General features: G+C 58.6%; 9 protein-coding genes and 3 pseudogenes. 9 read left to right on the forward strand and 3 right to left on the reverse strand.

Features of this window, described 5'->3' with window-relative positions:
- The first annotated feature begins 109 nt into the window (after nucleotides 1–109).
- The 9 genes and pseudogenes from AC1DZP_RS26105 (at nucleotide 110) to AC1DZP_RS26145 (ending at nucleotide 9687) form a co-directional block, all read left to right on the forward strand.
- Nucleotides 110–1105 carry an ABC transporter permease gene (locus AC1DZP_RS26105; RefSeq protein WP_477306354.1) on the forward strand — a complete coding sequence of 332 codons (996 nt, stop codon included), beginning with the start codon at nucleotides 110–112 and terminating at the stop codon, nucleotides 1103–1105.
- A gap of 13 nt (nucleotides 1106–1118) precedes the next feature.
- Nucleotides 1119–1889, forward strand: a complete 771-nt coding sequence (locus AC1DZP_RS26110) for an SDR family oxidoreductase (protein ID WP_477306356.1) — start codon at nucleotides 1119–1121, stop codon at nucleotides 1887–1889.
- Between the two features lie 200 nt (nucleotides 1890–2089).
- The gene (locus AC1DZP_RS26115; protein ID WP_477306358.1) at nucleotides 2090–5080 is read left to right on the forward strand and encodes a beta strand repeat-containing protein; all 2991 of its coding nucleotides are present in this window, start codon (nucleotides 2090–2092) and stop codon (nucleotides 5078–5080) included.
- Between the two features lie 291 nt (nucleotides 5081–5371).
- A pseudogene (locus tag AC1DZP_RS26120) lies at nucleotides 5372–5473 on the forward strand (3-oxoacyl-[acyl-carrier-protein] reductase); the annotation flags it as partial.
- Between the two features lie 200 nt (nucleotides 5474–5673).
- On the forward strand, nucleotides 5674–6495 hold the full coding sequence (locus AC1DZP_RS26125; protein WP_477306360.1) for a calcium-binding protein: 822 nt from the start codon (nucleotides 5674–5676) through the stop codon (nucleotides 6493–6495).
- 181 nt (nucleotides 6496–6676) lie between these two features.
- Nucleotides 6677–8293, forward strand: a pseudogene (locus AC1DZP_RS26130) (hypothetical protein); the annotation flags it as partial.
- A gap of 98 nt (nucleotides 8294–8391) precedes the next feature.
- Nucleotides 8392–8529: pseudogene (locus AC1DZP_RS26135) on the forward strand (calcium-binding protein); the annotation flags it as partial.
- Nucleotides 8530–8637: 108 nt separating this feature from the next.
- The gene (locus AC1DZP_RS26140) at nucleotides 8638–8889 is read left to right on the forward strand and encodes a hypothetical protein (RefSeq protein ID WP_477306428.1); all 252 of its coding nucleotides are present in this window, start codon (nucleotides 8638–8640) and stop codon (nucleotides 8887–8889) included.
- Nucleotides 8890–9192: 303 nt separating this feature from the next.
- The gene (locus tag AC1DZP_RS26145; protein WP_477306362.1) at nucleotides 9193–9687 is read left to right on the forward strand and encodes a GIY-YIG nuclease family protein; all 495 of its coding nucleotides are present in this window, start codon (nucleotides 9193–9195) and stop codon (nucleotides 9685–9687) included.
- 1504 nt (nucleotides 9688–11191) lie between these two features.
- Here AC1DZP_RS26145 and AC1DZP_RS26150 read toward each other — a convergent pair.
- The 3 genes from AC1DZP_RS26150 to AC1DZP_RS26160 form a co-directional block, all read right to left on the reverse strand.
- Nucleotides 11192–11881, reverse strand: a complete 690-nt coding sequence (locus tag AC1DZP_RS26150; protein WP_477306364.1) for a hypothetical protein — start codon at nucleotides 11879–11881, stop codon at nucleotides 11192–11194.
- 1070 nt (nucleotides 11882–12951) lie between these two features.
- A complete protein-coding gene (locus AC1DZP_RS26155) occupies nucleotides 12952–14628 on the reverse strand; it encodes a hypothetical protein (protein WP_477306366.1) in 1677 nt (558 codons plus the stop codon).
- Nucleotides 14629–14724: 96 nt separating this feature from the next.
- Nucleotides 14725–17913 (reverse strand): SNF2-related protein, encoded by a 3189-nt coding sequence (locus AC1DZP_RS26160; protein WP_477306368.1) that lies wholly within the window; start codon nucleotides 17911–17913, stop codon nucleotides 14725–14727.
- Nucleotides 17914–17968 lie beyond the last annotated feature (55 nt).

Raw genomic sequence — 17968 nt, forward strand, 5'->3', positions numbered from 1 at the left:
ACGCTCCGGGCCATCTCGGCCCGGGGCCAATCCTCTGCAATTCCAATCGCGCATGATCCCTTGCGGAAATCGAATTGATTTCAGGGGGATGCGCCAGCCGGATCAGCCCATGAACCCCCGCACGCGCCACGCCCTGGAGTTCGTCCTCGACAACCTCGTCTGGTTCATGCTGCTGTTCGTGCTGGTGGTGTTCTCCATCTTCATCCCGAACTATTTCCAGCTCGGCATCTTCGCCAACATCATCGAGGCGTCGAGCGTGCTCGGCGTCATGTCGATCGGCCTGGCGCTGGTCATCATCGCCGGCCACATGGACCTGTCGGTCGAATCCGTCGCAGCGCTCAGCGCCATGGCGGTCGGAATCCTGTTCTGCTCGTCGGGCATAGGCCTTGGCGTGCAACTGCATCCGGAATGGCTGATGGTTCCGGTCTCGCTGCTGCTGGCGGTTGCCGTCGGCGGCCTCATCGGCGCCTGCAACGGCTATCTGGTGGTGCGGGTGAAGATGAGCGCCTTCATCATCACGCTGGCGTCCTACATCTGGGTGCGCGGCCTCGTGCTGGTGATTTCGGGCGGCCGTTCGGCGCAGGATCTTGCGCCAGCCATCCGCTGGTTCGGCATCCAGCGCCTCGTCGGCCTGCCGCTCACCGCCTGGATCGCGATTGCCTGTTTCGTCATTTTCTCGCTGATCATGGCCAAGACACCGTTCGGCCGGCATCTGGTGATGATCGGCGGTAACGAGACGGCGACCTTCCGCGCCGGCATCCGGGTGAACCGCAACCTGATCATCGCCTTCGTGCTGGCCGGCGCCATTGCCGGCCTTGCCGGCTGGCTGCTGGCGATCCGCACCTCGGGCGCCACCGCCAATCTCGGTGTCGGCCTTTTGTTCAACGCCTTCGCCGCCGTCGTCATCGGCGGCGTCAGCCTGAAAGGCGGTGTCGGCACCCTGCCCGGCGTCTATGCCGGCGTGCTGCTGCTGTCGGCCATCAACACGGCGATCAACCTGATGGGCCTGCCGGCCAATTACACCCAGGTGATCCATGGCCTGCTGGTGCTGGCCGCCGTGCTGCTCGACGCTTTCAAGCAAACCATTCGCCAAAGACTGGCATGACAGGACGGCTCGCATGACCGCACGACTAGAAGGCAAGGTGGCGCTGATCGTCGGCAGCGCCCGTGGCATCGGCAAGGGCATCGCGCTGCGTTTCGCCGAAGAAGGCGCAAAGCTGGTGCTCGCCGATACCGAGCTCGAAGCCGGGCAAACGACGGCGGCCGAACTGGGCGTCCCCTTCATCGGCACCGACATTTCGTTGATGACCGAGGCCGAGGCCGCGGTGGCGCTGGCGCTCGAACACCATGGCCGCCTCGACATCGTCGTGCAGAATGCCGGCATCTATCCCTGGCAGCTGATCGAGAACACCAGCACGGACGACTGGGACCGCGTCATGGCGGTCAACCTGCGCGGCACCTTCAATGCCACCCGCGCCGCCCTGGTGCCTATGAAGGCGCAGCACTACGGGCGCATGCTCTACACCTCCTCCATCACCGGCCCGCACGTGACCAGCCCCGGCCACGGCCACTATTCGGCCAGCAAGGCCGGCATCAACGGCTTCATCCGAGCCGCGGCACTCGAATTCTCCGGCTACGGCATCACCGTCAACGGCGTCGAGCCCGGCAACATCCTCACCGAGGCGATCGAGCTGCATCGCGGCGCCGCCTATATCAAGAACATGGAAGACGCCATCCCGCTCGGCCGGCTCGGCAGCCCGCGCGACGTCGCCAATGCTTTCCTGTTCCTCGCCTCCGACGATGCCAGCTACATCACCGGGACGACCATTGTTGTCGATGGCGGACAATTGCTGCCCGAGGGCAACGACTTCCGGCTCCTGCCGCCTTGATCGCTGCGCCCCGCGGCGCTCCGAAGCCGTAATGCTTCCTGGGAAAACTTGGCCGCTGTCCAACAATACTGTTGAACTCGAATTGCGAGGCACTTCGCTGGCGCCGAACAGGATGACCCTACGTCTTTATATCAGATGACTCTAATGCAACCGTAGGATACAGTTTCCGTTGGGGAAATGCCAAACAACGGGAGGACCAAATGGCTGTCATCAACGGAACCGTCGGCAACGATATCAATCCCGGCGTTCAGGACCTGGTCGGCAACGACACCATCAACGCATTGGCCGGTGACGACTTAATTTTCATGGCGATTGGCGGCAATGACCAGGTGAATGGAGGGGACGGGGAGGATGACATTGTCTACGAGGCTTACACAAATGGCCTGACCATCAACATGCAGACTGGTGTCGTCACCGACGGCTTGGGCAACACCGACACGCTCAACAGTGTCGAGGCGGTGAACGCCAGCTACTTCGCAGACAACATCACGATGCGAAATGACGGCTTTTGGGCGTATGCCCGGGCGGGTAACGACATCATCCATCTGGGATCAAACGGCGGTATGATACTGCCGGGAAGCGGCACCGACACCATCATTGGCGGCGCCGGCAACGATTTGGTCTCCTACAGGGACGACGGTTTTGACTATGGAAATGACGTCGATGGCGGCGGCATCATCACCCATGGTGCCACGATCAATTTGACGACCGGCGTTGTAATTGACGGCTGGGGCTTCACGGATACCCTGACCAGCATCGAGTATGCTGAAGGCACCCAGTTCGCCGACATCATCACCGGCACAAGCGGCAGCAACTATCTTGCCGGCGACGAGGGCAATGACACGCTGGACGGCAAGGCTGGTGCCGACACCATGCAAGGCGGGGCCGGCGACGACACCTACTTCGTCGACAATGCCGGCGATATCGTCGATGAGAGCACGGCCGGCGCCAACGGCACCGATATCGTCAATGGCTATATCTCGATCAACCTCAGCGATGGCAACCACTTCAAGGGCAATATCGAGAACGTCGCACTGCGCAGTTCGGCTTCGATCAACGCCACAGGCAACAGCCTGGCCAATGCGCTGACCGGCAATTCGGGTGTCAACATCCTGATTGGCCTTGGCGGCAACGACACGCTGGACGGCAAGGAAGGTGCCGACACGATGCGGGGCGGCATCGGCAACGACACCTACTATGTCGACAATGCCGGCGATCTCGTCGACGAGAGCACCGCCGGCGCCGACGGCACCGATGTCGTCAATGGCTATATCTCGATCAACCTTGGCGATGGCAACCACTTCAAGGGCAATATCGAGAACGTCGCGCTGCGCAGTGGGGCCTCGATCAACGCCACAGGCAATAGCCTGGCAAACATCATCACCGGCAACAGTGGCAACAACATCATCAACGGAATGGGCGGCGCTGATACGATGAGTGGCAGCACCGGCAACGACACCTACTATGTCGACAATGCCGGCGATCACGTGATCGAGGCCAGTGGTCAGGRCACTGACACGGTCAACAGCGCGATTTCCTTCGATCTCTCAGGCCAGGACCTGGAAAACCTGACGCTGATCACCGCGGCAAACATCAACGGAATTGGCAATGCCCTCGCCAACGTTCTCAATGGCAACGCTGGCGTCAACACGCTGATCGGCCTTGAAGGCAACGACACACTGGATGGCAAGGGTGGTGCCGACACGATGCAGGGCGGCATCGGCAACGACACCTACTATGTCGACAATGCCGGCGATCTCGTCGACGAGAGCACCGCCGGCGCCAACGGCACCGATGTCGTCAATGGCTATGTCTCGATCAACCTTGGCGATGGCAACCACTTCAAGGGCAATATCGAGAACGTCGCGCTGCGCGGTGGTGCCTCGATCAACGCCACAGGCAATAGCCTGGCAAACAGCATCACCGGCAACAGTGGCAACAACATCATCAACGGAATGGGCGGCGCCGATACGATGAGTGGCAGCACCGGCAACGACACCTACTATGTCGACAATGCCGGCGATCACGTGATCGAGGCCAGTGGTCAGGGCACTGACACGGTCAACAGCGCGATTTCCTTCAATCTCTCAGGCCAGGACCTGGAAAACCTGACGCTGACTGGATCGGCGAACATCGACGGCACCGGCAATTCCCTTGCCAACATCATCACTGGCAACAGTGGTGTAAATACACTTTTGGGCCTCGGCGGCAACGACATCTTCAGAGGAGGCCTCGGCAACGATGTTATGGATGGTGGAGATGGTGTCGACACGGCCGACTACAGCAATCAAACCTCAGCTGTTGCTGTAAGTCTAACCAAGTTCGTTGACGCTCAAGTCACGATCGGCGGGATCACGGAAGATACTATTCGCAACATCGAGAACGTCACCGGCGGCAGTGGTGGCGACACATTGAACGGCGATGGTTTCGCCAACATTCTCATCGGTGGAGGCGGCAACGATACAATAAGCGGCAAGGACGGGAACGACACGCTCATTGGCGGAGACGGAAATGATATCATCAACGGCAACTCAGGCGACGACAGGCTGATCGGTGGACGTGGAAATGACACGATCAATGGCAATTCCGGCCTTGACACGGTCGACTACAGTACCGACGTCAGCAGCGGCGCCATACATGGTATCCTCGTCAATCTCTGGGGAGTCGGCTCGCAACTGGGGTTGGCAGCCGATACCGCAACGGATTCGTTTGGGAATACGGATACCGTAGCCACCATCCGAAATGTCACCGGTACGCAGTTTGCGGATCAGATATATGGCGGCGAGCATGACAACACCCTGACTGCCGGCGCGGGCAACGACATCCTCGACGGCCACCTGGGCAACGATACACTGATCGGCGGAACTGGCAGCGACATTTTCCATTTCCATACAGCGCTCGACGCCTTGACCAATGTCGATACCATCACCGACTTCTCGGTCGCCGACGACACCATCCAGGTCGACAATGCGATCTTTGCAGCGCTTGGCGGCAATGGCACGCTGACGGCGGACCAGTTCGTCAAGAACACCACCGGCCTTGCCGCAGACGGCAACGATCACATCATCTACGAGACCGACACCGGCTGGCTCACCTATGACAGCAACGGCAGTGCGGCTGGCGGCTCAATCCATTTCGCCACGGTGGCCGCCAACCTCGCGCTCACCAACGCCGATTTCGTCGTAGTGTGAGGAGGCAACGAAAACAGCCCGCCACATGGGGCCCGTCACACCAGGACTGTGTGACGGGCTCCCGTTCCCAGCAGGGGTGGTGCGGTTGCTGGCTCCAGAGCAGTTCACCGTTTCACGGAAACGGCGAACCGCTCTAACTCTTTGTTTTGACGCAATTCCCTAAGGGAAAGCGCTACGCGCTTTTCCCGGGAAAACCGTTTCACACTTTTCCTGGAATTGCTTTAGGAGAAAGCGTCGGCGCCTCACGCTTTCATTGAAGAAATCTGGTGTGCGATGACGGTCGACCCGCTCCTGTTCCTCGCCTCCGACGCTGCCAGCTACATCACCGGCATTGTCGTCGATGGCGGCCAACTGCTGCCCGAGGGCAACGACTTCCGGCTCCTGCCGCTGTGATCGCTGCGCCCTGCGGCGCTCCGAAGCCGTAAAGCTTCCTCGAAAAACTTCGCGGTTGTCCAACAATACTGTTGAACTCGAATTGCGAGGCACTTCGCTGGCGTTGAACAAGGTGACCCTACGTTCTTTGCATGAGATGACTCTAATGCAACCTTCGGATACAGTTGCCCTTGGGGAATACCATACAGCGGGAGGATCAAATGGCAGTCATCAATGGAACCGTCGGCAACGATATCAATCCCGACATTCAAGACCTGATCGGCAACGACACAATCAACGCATTGGCCGGTGACGACTACATTCGCATGGCGATTGGCGGCAATGACCAGGTGAATGGAGGGGACGGCATCGACGTCGTTTTTTACGAGACTTACTCAAACGGCCTGACCATCAACATGCAGACTGGTGTCGTCACCGACGGCCTCGGCAACACCGACACGCTCAACAGTGTCGAGTCGGTGAACGCCAGCCACTTCGCAGACAACATAACGATGCGAAATGACGGCTTTTGGGTGTTTGCCCGGGCGGGCAACGACATCATCCATCTGGGATCAAACGGCGGCACGGTGTTCGCGGGAAGCGGCGCCGACACCATCATTGGCGGCGCCGGCGAGGATATGGTTTCCTACAGGGACGACAGCCTTGACTATGGAATCGACGTCGACGGCGGCGGCATCATCACACATGGTGCCACGATCAATTTGGCGACCGGCGTTGTAACTGACGGCTGGGGCTTCACGGATACGCTGACCGGCATCGAGGATGCCGAAGGCACCCAGTTCGCCGACACCATCACCGGCACAACCGGCAGCAACTATCTCGCGGGTGACAACGGCGCCGATATTATCAATGGCGGCGTGTCGGCGACCGTGGACGATTTCGATTTCTTGAGCGGCGGCAACGGCAACGACTCCGGCTGGCTCACCTATGACAGCAACGGCAGCGCGGCTGGCGGCTCAATCCATTTCGCCACGCTGGCCGCCAACCTCGCGCTCACCAATGCCGATTTCGTGGTGATCTGAACGCGGCTTGTGCGCAGTCCCAACAACGCACCTTGTAACGATCTTCACCGCGCTCACCGAATTCCATTTATGCCAGTACGCGATGCCGGCTGCTGGCCATTCCCACCACGCCGGCAACGAAAGGGAACAAGCCATGCCTATCGGACGCATCGGACAGGACTTCATCGTCAATTCGACGGCAATGAACAATCAGTATACCCCCGCGATCACGGCGTTGGCCGACGGCCGCTTCGTGGCCGCCTGGCAGTCCGCCGACCCCGGCGACGGCAGCGCCACCTGCATCCGCGCCCACATCTACAACGCCGACGGTTCAGCGGCCGGCAGCGATTTCATCGTCAATTCGACGGTAACGAGCGATCAACCTGGCCCGGCGATCACGGCGCTGGCCGATGGCCGCTTCGTGGCCATCTGGCAGTCCAATGACACAGGCGACGGCGACGGCATTTGCATCCGCGCCCGCATCTACAATGCCGACGGTTCAGCGGCCGGCAACGACTTCATCGTCAATTCGACGGCAACGAGCTTCCAGGTTAACCCCGCGATCACGGCGCTGGCAGATGGCCGCTTCGTGGCCATCTGGCAGTCCTATGACACCGGCGACGCCAGCAGCAGCTGCATCCGCGCCCACATCTATAACGCCGACGGTTCAGCGGCCGGCAGCGACTTCATCCTTAATTCGACGGCAACTGGCGATCAGGCTTATGCTGCGATCACGGCGCTGACCGATGGCCGTTTCGTGGCCACCTGGCAGTCCCAAGACACTGGCGACGGCAGCGGCGGCTGCCTCCGTGCCCGCATCTACAACGCCAACGGTTCAGCGGCCGGCAGCGACTTCATCGTCAATTCGACGGCAACGGACTCTCAGGTTAGCCCCGTGATCACGACGCTGACCGATGGCCGCTTCGTGGCCACCTGGCAGTCCTATGACACCGGCGACGGCAGCGGCGGCTGCCTCCGCGCTCGCATCTTCAATGCCAACGGTTCAGCGGCCGGCGGCGACTTCATCGTCAATTCGACGGCAACGGGCGAGCAGGCTTATGCCGCAGTCACGACGCTGGCCGACGGCCGCTTCGTGGTCATCTGGCAGTCCAACGATCTCGGCGACGGCGACGGCGATTGCATCCGTGCCCGCGTCTACAACGCAGACGGTTCAGCGGCCGGCAGCGACTTCATCGTCAATTCGACGGCAACTGGCTCTCAATATGCGCCGGCAATCACGGCGCTGGCCGATGGCCGTTTCGTGGCCACCTGGGAGTCCAGTGATACCGGCGACGGCAGCTTCGGCTGCGTCCGCGCCCAGATCTTCGACCCGACCATCTTCGTCGGCACGGTCGGCGAGGACATCTGGAAAGGCAGCAATGTCTTCACGGACCATATCAACGGCGGCGCCAGCACCGACACGCTGTCGGGTCTTGGCGGCGACGATACGATCGGCGGCGATGCCGGCAACGACATCCTCAACGGCGGCGACGGCAGTGACAAACTCTTCGGTGGAGCCGATAGCGATACGCTCAACGGTGGCGCTGGCGCCGACACGATGAGCGGCGGCACCGGCAACGACACCTACTGGGTCGACAATGCCGGTGACAAGGTGATCGAGCTGAATGGCCAGGGCACCGACAACGTGCAGAGCACCATCTCCTTCAACCTCTCCGGTCAGGAGTTGGAGAACCTGGCGCTGCGGACTGGCGCCTCGATCAACGGCACCGGCAATTCGATCGCCAATGTCATCACCGGCAATTCCGGGGTCAACATCCTGATCGGCCTGGGCGGCAACGACACGCTGGATGGCAAGGAAGGCGCCGACACCTACAAGGCGGCATCGGCAACGACACCTATTACGTCGACAATGCCGGAGACCATGTCGTCGAGGCCAATGGCGGGGGCACCGACAATGTGCAGGCCTATGTCTCGTTCAATCTTTCCGGCCAGGAGCTGGAGAACCTTGCGCTGCGTAGCTCGGCGAACATCAACGGCACCGGCAACTCGACCGCCAACATCATCACCGGCAATTCGGGCGCCAATGTCATCAACGGCCTCCTCGGCAACGACACGCTGTCCGGCAGCACCGGCAACGACACCTTCGTCTTCACCACGGCGCTCAACGCGTCGACCAATGTCGACCACATCACCGACTTCTCGGTGGTCGAGGATACCATCCAGCTCGACAATGCGATCTTTGCAGCGCTTGGCGGCAATGGCACGCTGACGGCCGCGCAGTTCGTCAAGAACACCACCGGGCTTGCCGGCGATGGCAACGACCACATCATCTATGAGACCGACACTGGCTGGCTCACCTATGACAGCAACGGCAGTGCGGCGGGCGGCTCAATCCATTTCGCCACTCTGGCCGCAAACCTGGCGCTGACAAACGCGGATTTCGTGGTGGTGTGAGGAACGCTACATGGGCCCGCCACATCAGGACTGTGTGACGGGCTCTCGACCTCAGCAAGGGCTATGCGGTTGCTGGCTCCGGGGAGTGCCGGCGCCACAGGGCTTTTGATTGAAGAAATCTGGTGGGCGATGACGGGCTCGAACCGCCGACATCTTCGGTGTAAACGGTGGGCTCCCCACTGAAACCCTTGGAAATCCGGGAAAAGAGCACTTCGCAATATGCCGTTTTAGGCATGTTGTTCTGCCTGTGTTCGACTTTTCAGGTTCATTGAACCGAAGAGCACTTCGTAAATGGGGTTAGATATGAGCCGATATTTTAAACAGCGGATGACTGAAATTAGGTCAACGCCCAACCTAATCAAATCGACCAAATCATCAGATTTCGATCCGAAGGCTAAGGAGTGGCGGCCAGGCTCGCCGGAGCCGGTTGCTGGCACTCGGCGCGGGTACATCTACTTTGCAATGAGCGGCAAACTCGTGAAGATCGGCTTCGCCACAAATGTTTATCGCCGGATCGCCGCGCTCAACAGCGGGAACGTCAACAAGCTATCCGTTCAAGAGGTGTTCCACTCCTATTTCGAAGCCAAAAAAATGGTCCACGACCGCTTTGCCAAGGACCGGGTTCGGGGCGACTGGTTCAGGCTAACGTGGGAGCTTGAGGAACTTTGGAATGACATTTGGGATTTCCAGGGCGGCCGGTCACGGGGCAGCACGGGCAGAGAGCATCTCGACAACATGCAAGATGTATTCTTCGAGCTTGACGATGTAGCTCATCTGCTATCGAACATCAGCTCGTGACCCGTCTCCCGCATTTTGTCGATTTCCGCCCTTCGCAAGCAAGTCACCCAGATCATTCAGAGTGCAAGACAGCGGACATCCTAACGGCAAAGACCTGCTGCCGCCCTTCCGCGTCTTCCAAGAGGACGGACCCGCAGGCTCTAGGCCGCCCGGTGCTCGGTACCCAGTGCAAATCGAGAGGTTGCAGATACGGTTCTAGATCGACGGTTTGAATGGCTGGTTTAAGCTCAAGATGGCCCTGGTGGCGCGCTGCTGTGGCGTCCGATTCGGCCACATCATTGGGCAATCGAGGCTCGAGAATTCGGATCAACAAAGACGGAAGACGTTCCCTGAATGGTGCGACGACGCGTCTCGACGAAATCGTGCGGGCCCGGCATGCGGAAAGAAGACACACGGAAAATCCGCCGTACGAACTTTTGCCCTCAGAAGGACCATATCGGGACTTAGATCGACACGCGTGACCTCATTCGCAAGGTGATCGAGCCGGTGCCCAGCAGGACGAAGCACCCACCTGAAGAGGAACATACCCATCTCGCCATCAAAGTGGAGCACTGCGAGGCGAGCGTCGAAACTCGCATCGAACCTGGTATATATCAGCCTCAATATGCTTGGGATTTGGATGATGACGCCCCTCTTTATCGGACTACAACCCTACTGACATTCGCCGGCGTGGCGACATATCCGGAAGGACGGGCGGGCGAAGCCTATGAGTTGACGATCTATGGATCGCATTCGGATTCGCGGCGCATCAAGGCAACCGTCAAGGATGTGCAGGCGCGCGGCGAAGGTGGCTCGCTAAAGTTTCGTTCATTCCGAGGCAGGCAGATCCCTATCTACAATCCCCCTTCAGGCATGGGACTCATCGAGAAGATACGTGGCGAGCCACGCTGGACAGCGTGGCTTCATGTTTCACCGCCCTTTACGAGTGACGCACTCGCCTTGGTGGCTAGCAGACGATCGCTGTTTCTGGGGATACACGAACGTCGGAGTAAACGAGCTCGCTGGATCCAGGGAGTAAGCTTACAAACGACCGACCCCGCCGAGGAATAGCGCAAGGGAGGATGAGGACGCTTTTTCCACCACTAATCATTGATCTTGTTGGAAAAGCACACATCAGTCTCAGAGCCGATTTCGGACTACCTAAGAGCCTCTGACATTGTCACGTCTGTGCTCCCATGCCTTAACTTCGCACCGGCCAGATGCTGTCTGTCTTCTCTTCCAGCGTGAAATGAAAATACCTGAGCCGTCGCGCTTCTGCGCGCGGAAGCATGTCTGAAATTGGGGGCTGGTCCCTTCAAGAGAGAGGCGATCGAGGTGGGCGCCGTAATCATAACGACTTTCCCACCGAAAACAGCAACGTGGCTTCAGTCTGGGCTAAACTGATTCAGTGTGAAATGGGTATTTTACACTGACCCCTCACCTATTGCCGAAATACGACTACACCACCGCCCCCGCCAACTTGGCCTTCGTCGCCTAGTCTAGCGGCTGTCGGGCCAGTCCGGCGCTACGAACCTTTCTTGACATCTGGAAGGCTCGTCACGCCATCTGCGAGCGCGCGAGCAAACGCCCGAAGCGTTGCCGTGTAATTGGTKAAGCGCTTCTTATCGAGCTTGATCGGATCGCCCTCCTTGACGGCGATATTGCGCCCTGCCGCCGCTGTTATTCGGTTGATCGCCTTGCGGTTGAAGACAGGAATGCCGTGAGCGCAAAGATTGCGGACCGTCACTGCTTCAACGACAGCGCGCTTGCTGCCTTTGATTCCCAACCAGTCGCGGCCGCTCGCCTTCAAGATGGCATCGCCCCAAACCTCCATTGCTACGTCGGTCACATAGCGCTCGGCCGCCTCGCTGATGTTGCCAGCCTTCATGCCCGCGAAGCTCGTGCGAGCGACCCCCTTGTCGGTCACGAGCCGTTCGACGAGTTCGCGCGCCAGGTCCTCTGTGAGTGCGACGTACGTGGGATAGAGTGTCCGGTATAGCACCTCCCCGTCGTTCAACACCTGCTTGAAATCGTCAAGAACGCATTTGAAACCAGAATCGCCGGAGGGATCATGGACGATCATTGGCGATGGAGACGATACCGGAAAGTCGTTCACATAGGCCTTGTAGGAATCAAGCGCCATCTCACACGCCAGCCGGAACCGCGTTAGATCGCGCCAGCGGTCCCACATGGAATACCGCACCCAGCCGGCCATGCTTTCCCCCACATCTTACCCGTTGGAACAATGTGGCGCCCGACGAGTTCGCGGACAAGGGGCGACCAAGCCACTCCAGTTTCACTCGGGTCAGGGGCGAGATCTGTATGCGCCTAATCACGAAGATCCATTTCGTCGTTCACTGCCTGGTGATCAATTCAAGCGGCTGCAATACCGCGACCGCGCCCTTCTGTCTCCGTCACTAACCGAACTTCGCGGACCGGACAGGCGTCCTCCGAGACGGCTCATCCGCAAAAGTAGGGTTTACGGCAGATCCGGGGGCTGAAGGGCTGAACCACCACTTTACACTCTTTGCGTCCTTTGGTGGCAAACGCTGCCTGGACAAACTCGTCGTGTTCAGGCGTCTCGATCCAGGCTCCCATGATGTAGTCTGGGTGGATGGGGCTCATTACCTGGACTTCGGAATCTGAGAAAGCCGGCCAACTTATCGGAAGGCCGTACTCAGCGCGGAAACTTGTCTTCGTCGAATCCGTCGACAAAGAGAAATCGTCGAAAAGCTTCTTGAGGGCGAACCCGCCATACGTCGTGCTGCTCCCGTACTTCGTGGCATTTGTCGCAGCGCCATTTCGGTGGAAGCGGCAGGGGTAATCCCACAGAAGGCTCGGATGCAGGACAAGGATAACCCACGGCTCGTCTCCTGAGCGGTTCCGCTTCGCGTCATCTTCGGGTAGTAACACGAGATCGACACCGAGATCGCGTCATCTTCCTTGTCGAGGCGATCGGCATCGCTAACACAAACGCCATAATCGGCGTTCCGGAGCAATGATCGACTTAGGAGTCCGTGTTCAAGGATACCGGACAGATTCTCTAGGCGCGAAAAATGCAGAACATCCTCGATCTGCCGGTCTCCGACAACCTCCGCGATGTGCTCCGCAATTGTTTCCCAGTAGTTCTTCTTGCACGTCATGCCTTCCCCCGATGCCCACAACATGAGGCGTAGATCAGGTCAGACTGGAGTTCGACAAGCGAATTGTGCATTCAGCCAAAGACACCTCAGTGTGAAACTGGAATTTCACACTGAGAGCCCCGTCCACAGTGGCTGCTGATATTCAAACTTGGTCTTTTGAGATGAAACCATCTGCCCAACCGCTCTCCCCGAGTGGAGGAACGTCCTCGCTCTTGGACAGTGGCAATATGGTGCCAATCTGGTCTTCCGGATAGCTAAGTCCCCATGCAACGGCCATTCGACCGAAATCGAACACCGGCTTTGGGCAGTCGATCCCCCTTAGCGGAGGAAGAGACAGAAATCGAACACCCTCGCCTCCCGTATGCTGACGCAACCAAGGGGCAAGCGCCCCTACCAGTTCGCGATGCGTCTGGTTCTTGGCGCCGCCTCCCACGAGGAAAATCGGAAGGTCGTTACCCTGCTTCCAACACCGTGCGTTTGGATCCTTGTCCTTCTTCGTTGTCCAGACCACCTGCCTAAGACTTTGCTGGCATTGCAGGCGGAAATCCGGGTCGCTTTTTCCCTGACCCAGGAACCAGTGCATAGCCTCGACGCCAAGGGGCCGAACCATGCCGTTCAGCAGGGCGTATTGATCTTCGCCGCCGTTCAAACGATGCAACCTGAAGGTACAAACGTCGAGGGTCATCGCTCCCACGTCAACCATCAGATACAAGTCAGGAGCAGATTGGTTCGACTTTGCAAAGCCGGCTGCTTCCGCGGCTGTCTCGGCGATCACTGCAATGCCGAAAGTCGCAGCTTCTTCCATAGAGTGTCCGGCAGAGATGACGCGCTTGTCTTCAAGGAATATGTTCGTGACTTCAATATCGATTGGACCATCATGGTTGGCGGCCAACAGTGCCGCAGCCGCAACCCGGCGATAGACATTGCTCAGTCGACTGCTGTCGGCGTTCTCAGCTGGAAGGCCCAAGTTGACGGACCAACGTGTGTACCGGCCTCTCAAGATTTCAGGCCGATTTATCCGGAGCCAGCCGCGGACATAGCGAACGACAAAGGCGAGATACGCTGTCGCTGCGTCGGTACGCCTAACCTTCAGCCCGCGGTATTCCTCGCTGGTGCAGGGTAGGTTGGCCTGCGAGCCCATGATTCCCTGCTTAAGGGAGTAAAGGACTCTTGCCCCTTTCTCCGGCCAAGTCACAAACTCCCCATTGCTGCGCAGCCACAAGACGGTTTGCCACAGATAATCGTCACCGTCGCTTAAGCAGTGACGTGGCGCGGGGATCGCAACTGACGGCTCGCCGGCTTCGTAGGGGAAGCGCACGATGACTTTTGTGGAACTTGTCCCGAAATCCAACCCGATCGTCGCGTGCAAATCGGGGTGATCTCTGGCATCTTCGACGCTCCCTTGAGCCAGAACGCTTTCGAAATCGGCGCGATCAGCGGCCTTGATTCTGGTGGGAGGGTTTTCACGAACGGATGCTTCCAGAGGAAGGTCCCAATAGCGGAATGGCTCCGTATGCTGAGGCTCGATCTTTTGCTGCTTGGCCTTCGAGCCGCGAATTGTTTCCGGTACGGCCGGGCTATGGGTCTTGATCGTCACCTTAGGCCTGACGAGGCTGTAACCTCGCGGTTTTGGGTTTGCGATAGGAGCCGGAGGTGTCGGCCGCGTTGAACTGTGATGCAAAGGTCGATTGGTCTTGATATTGGGAGCCTGTGTTGTCACGCGAATTGGCTTATGATCCTTTCTCGGCTTATCGGCAGCAAACGCTTGCAACTGCTTTTCGATCGTATGTTCAGTTTTACGCGCCAGTTCTTTCTGCAACGCTAGGAGCTTCCCGTGAATTTCTGGCGATAATACATCGCCGAGGGTTCCACTCCCCTTGCTGCCTCGACTCTTCCAACCCATGACTTTCCCCCTTTAGACTATATCCACAAAAATGGCCGAGACTTCCGTCATCTCGGCCGTCACTTCTCCCAATGCGTCCAATTCTGATAAGCGGCGAGTGCAGCTCTCATTGAGCCGGCGCATTTTCCCTTCGGTCGCTTCGGCCAGGGACGCCCGTTGGCGTGCCGCCTTCTCGTCGCCCTGCCGTTCGTAGGCCTCGGCGCGTGACCGATGGTAGTCTCTCACAAGGGTCAGGCTGAGAGCTTTTGCGTCGCGATGACGTTCGAGTGCTCGCCGGCGAATCTTGATGCGGTCTTCGACTTGCGCTCTGATTTGAGTTTCGAACTCATCAAAGCGCGCGTCCAGTTCTCCCAAAACAATCTCATGAAGAATGTCGGCGGATGGACCGAGCCGTCCGTCGTTCGCGGCGTTGGGAAGCATCCTCCCTCGCGAAGCAACAGCCGAAGCAATTGCCTCCGCCATGTCTGGTGGAATGAGCTGCCCATTGCCAAGGCTGGCACCTGCGTAGGCAATCTTAGAGCTTCCGGCAACGCTTCCGTCGCCCGTGTTGGCATACCAACGCCTTATCCCTATGACATAGGGGCCAGGCTTCAAAGGCTTGGGCAGGTCCTCCATGCGTAACGTGGATGCTATTGGCTCCGGTCGTTGGCCAAGCGCATCAAGCAAATCGAGATCTGCCGCGAAACGAACCAAAGGGTGCATTTGAGACACATTCTCATTGGCGCCGTGCCTTCCTTTCACAACCGACGGGTCGAACTGGAAACGCTGCTGGTCATTGCCATTTAGCAGGCGGGTAGTACCGCGTAGCCCGCGACGCCCCAGGAACGTTGTGAACGCTTCCGCGGCCGCCGGTGAAAGCCTGATCCTGTAGGTATCCGAGCCTGGCGGACTTGCGTCGATGCTGCAGCCCGGAAAAGACCTAACCAGGCGATCACGCACATAGACGAGGATGTCCTCGCCACTCAACCATCGATTCAATCTGCGGCTTTCGGCAATGCTTTGTAGGATATAGTCACCATGCCGCATGAGGGAACCGGCTTGTTCCTCGAGATCGTCCTCCTGCTTCTTCAGCACTTCAACAGCTTGCGCGGCCTGTTCAATCGCCTCGGCCTTCTGTTGGTCGGTCAGGCGCGGATCGACAAGCTTCCTGGTCATGTCTCGAATGGGAGCGCCCAGAACCGCTTCGAATTCCCCTAGAGCTTTCTGACCTAGCCCCAGACGCATGTAGAGACGATCGTAAATCTTCTGGTCGATCGTCCCGTCAAAAAGCAGGTTAAGGACCACAACGACATCCTTGGGTTGTCCTAGCCGATCCACGCGGCCGATGCGCTGCTCCAATCGCATTGGATTCCACGGTAGGTCGTAGTTCACCATTACCCAGCAGAACTGCAGGTCGATACCCTCGCTTCCCACTTCGGAGGAAAGCAGAATTTTACTGGCTTCGTTCTCTCGAAAACGCTGCAGAACGAGATCGCGTGATTCCTTGATGCTTCCGTGCAGCAGCTCACACGAGTTCTGACCAATATCTGCCTCGAGCCGCCAACGCAGGTAATTCAAGCTGGGCTTGAAGCTTGAGAAAACGATGATTTTCGCAATCGGGTCTTCCTGCCAGATTTGGTGCAACTGCCTCAGTAGAAGCGAGTATTTCGTGTCGCAAGAAGTCAATCGCTTTGTGAGTTTCAGGCGTCGAGCGAGCGCGGTCAAGCGAGAGACTAACGGGCGTGCGTCTCCGTTGTCCTCAGACCGTACATCAATCTGGTCATATTCGGAATCGTCATCATCGGCGATGGAACCCTGCTTCTCCGTCAAGCCTTCCCAGTACGCCGACGCGGCAGCAGGACTGGAGGCTAGAAGCCTCTGCGGCATCGCCAGGAGGAAGCCATCGCTTATGTCTTGCTCTTCCGCGTAAACGCGCACGGCCTCCGTGACGGCATCGTAGAACTGTCGTTCGTCGGGATGCATGGAAAGCAAAGGTGCCTTTGGATCCCGTCGAACGCGAAATTCTTCGACATCGCGTCTTCGTGTTCTCGTCACGTAGTTGGCAAGCTGGTTTACGTGTTCAAGCCTCGATGCCAAATCGGCTCTCTTGCTGCGGTCGAGTTGACCACGACCCAGCTCGTTTAGAATCAGCTTCAGCGACGAACTGTCGGAAAGGAACTCATGTTGGCTCGCTGCCTCGAGGCGTTGAAGGATCGCTTCGACCGAGACGTCGGGTTTCAACAGCAGATCACGAGCTTCCACGATCGGCGCGTTCATTTCTATCAGTTCGTCCAGGGTCTGTTCATATTCGAACGTGTCGGGGTCGATCAGGCGCAACAGCGAATGGAGGTCGCGGTTGCGAAGGTGAATAGGGGTGGCGGACAGGAAGACCCGATGGGACGTCACGGCATTCACGAGCTTCGCCAGCCCGTGCAGCAGGGTCTCAGGGTTCCGCATATGATGAGCTTCGTCGATCACCAGCAGATCTAGAAGCGGTTCACTTTCGGCGGATTCGTCAAGGTATCGAGCCAGTCGGAGTCTGGGGCCTGCAGCGGTTCCGGTTCGCGAGTCCTCTTCGTCATTCCAGCCCCGCGGCGGGCGCAATGATTGCATGCTGGCAATGGCGGCAAATCCGCGCCCGGTACCATCGGATGTCGACAACAGATCAAGCAACTCTCCTGCGTCGACAACACGCGCGTCGACGCCAAATCGCCGAAACAGCTCTACTCGCCATTTCTCGCAAAGCGTTTTTGGGCAAAGCACGAGCAAACGATTGCTCTGAAATCGTGCACGAAGCTCGGTCCAGATCAGTCCGGCCTCGATCGTCTTGCCGAGACCAACCTCGTCAGCGATGAGCAACCCATCGGTTGGCGAATTGAGGAGTTTGATAACCGGCTTATACTGGAAGGCGTAGAAATTCGTATCGGTCGCTTCCATGCTGTAGACGACGTCGCTGAGTCGCCCAGTCACCCGAAGGCGCGCCAGCGTCCTACGCAACCACTCGGGATCGGCGAAACGGCCGTCGGCAAAGCGTTTGGACAACGAAACAGGCGCCTGCGGCACAGCTTCCAGCGCAGACTCAGGTAGCCAGGTGAGTGTCCCATCCGGGAACTGGACCGGGAGCATTCGACTTCCCGCACGTGATCGTTCTCCGTCCTGGAGAATTCCCGCCCGAGTTGGATCGGTTCTGAGGCGCACGAACGCGCCAATGCTCAAAGTCATCGCGGATATCCTCGCCCGGTTCTATAGTCCCGGGGTTTGCGCTCACCAACCCTTT

Source organism: Mesorhizobium sp. P2_F8 (genome assembly GCF_056403655.1).

Bases quoted from the DNA above. Each gene is read 5' to 3' on its own strand.
- AC1DZP_RS26105 (WP_477306354.1), top strand. From the start codon at position 110: ATGAACCCCCGCACGCGCCACGCCCTGGAGTTCGTCCTCGACAACCTC.
- AC1DZP_RS26110 (WP_477306356.1), top strand. From the start codon at position 1,119: ATGACCGCACGACTAGAAGGCAAGGTGGCGCTGATCGTCGGCAGCGCC.
- AC1DZP_RS26125 (WP_477306360.1), top strand. From the start codon at position 5,674: ATGGCAGTCATCAATGGAACCGTCGGCAACGATATCAATCCCGACATT.
- AC1DZP_RS26145 (WP_477306362.1), top strand. From the start codon at position 9,193: ATGAGCCGATATTTTAAACAGCGGATGACTGAAATTAGGTCAACGCCC.
- AC1DZP_RS26160 (WP_477306368.1), bottom strand. From the start codon at position 17,913: ATGACTTTGAGCATTGGCGCGTTCGTGCGCCTCAGAACCGATCCAACT.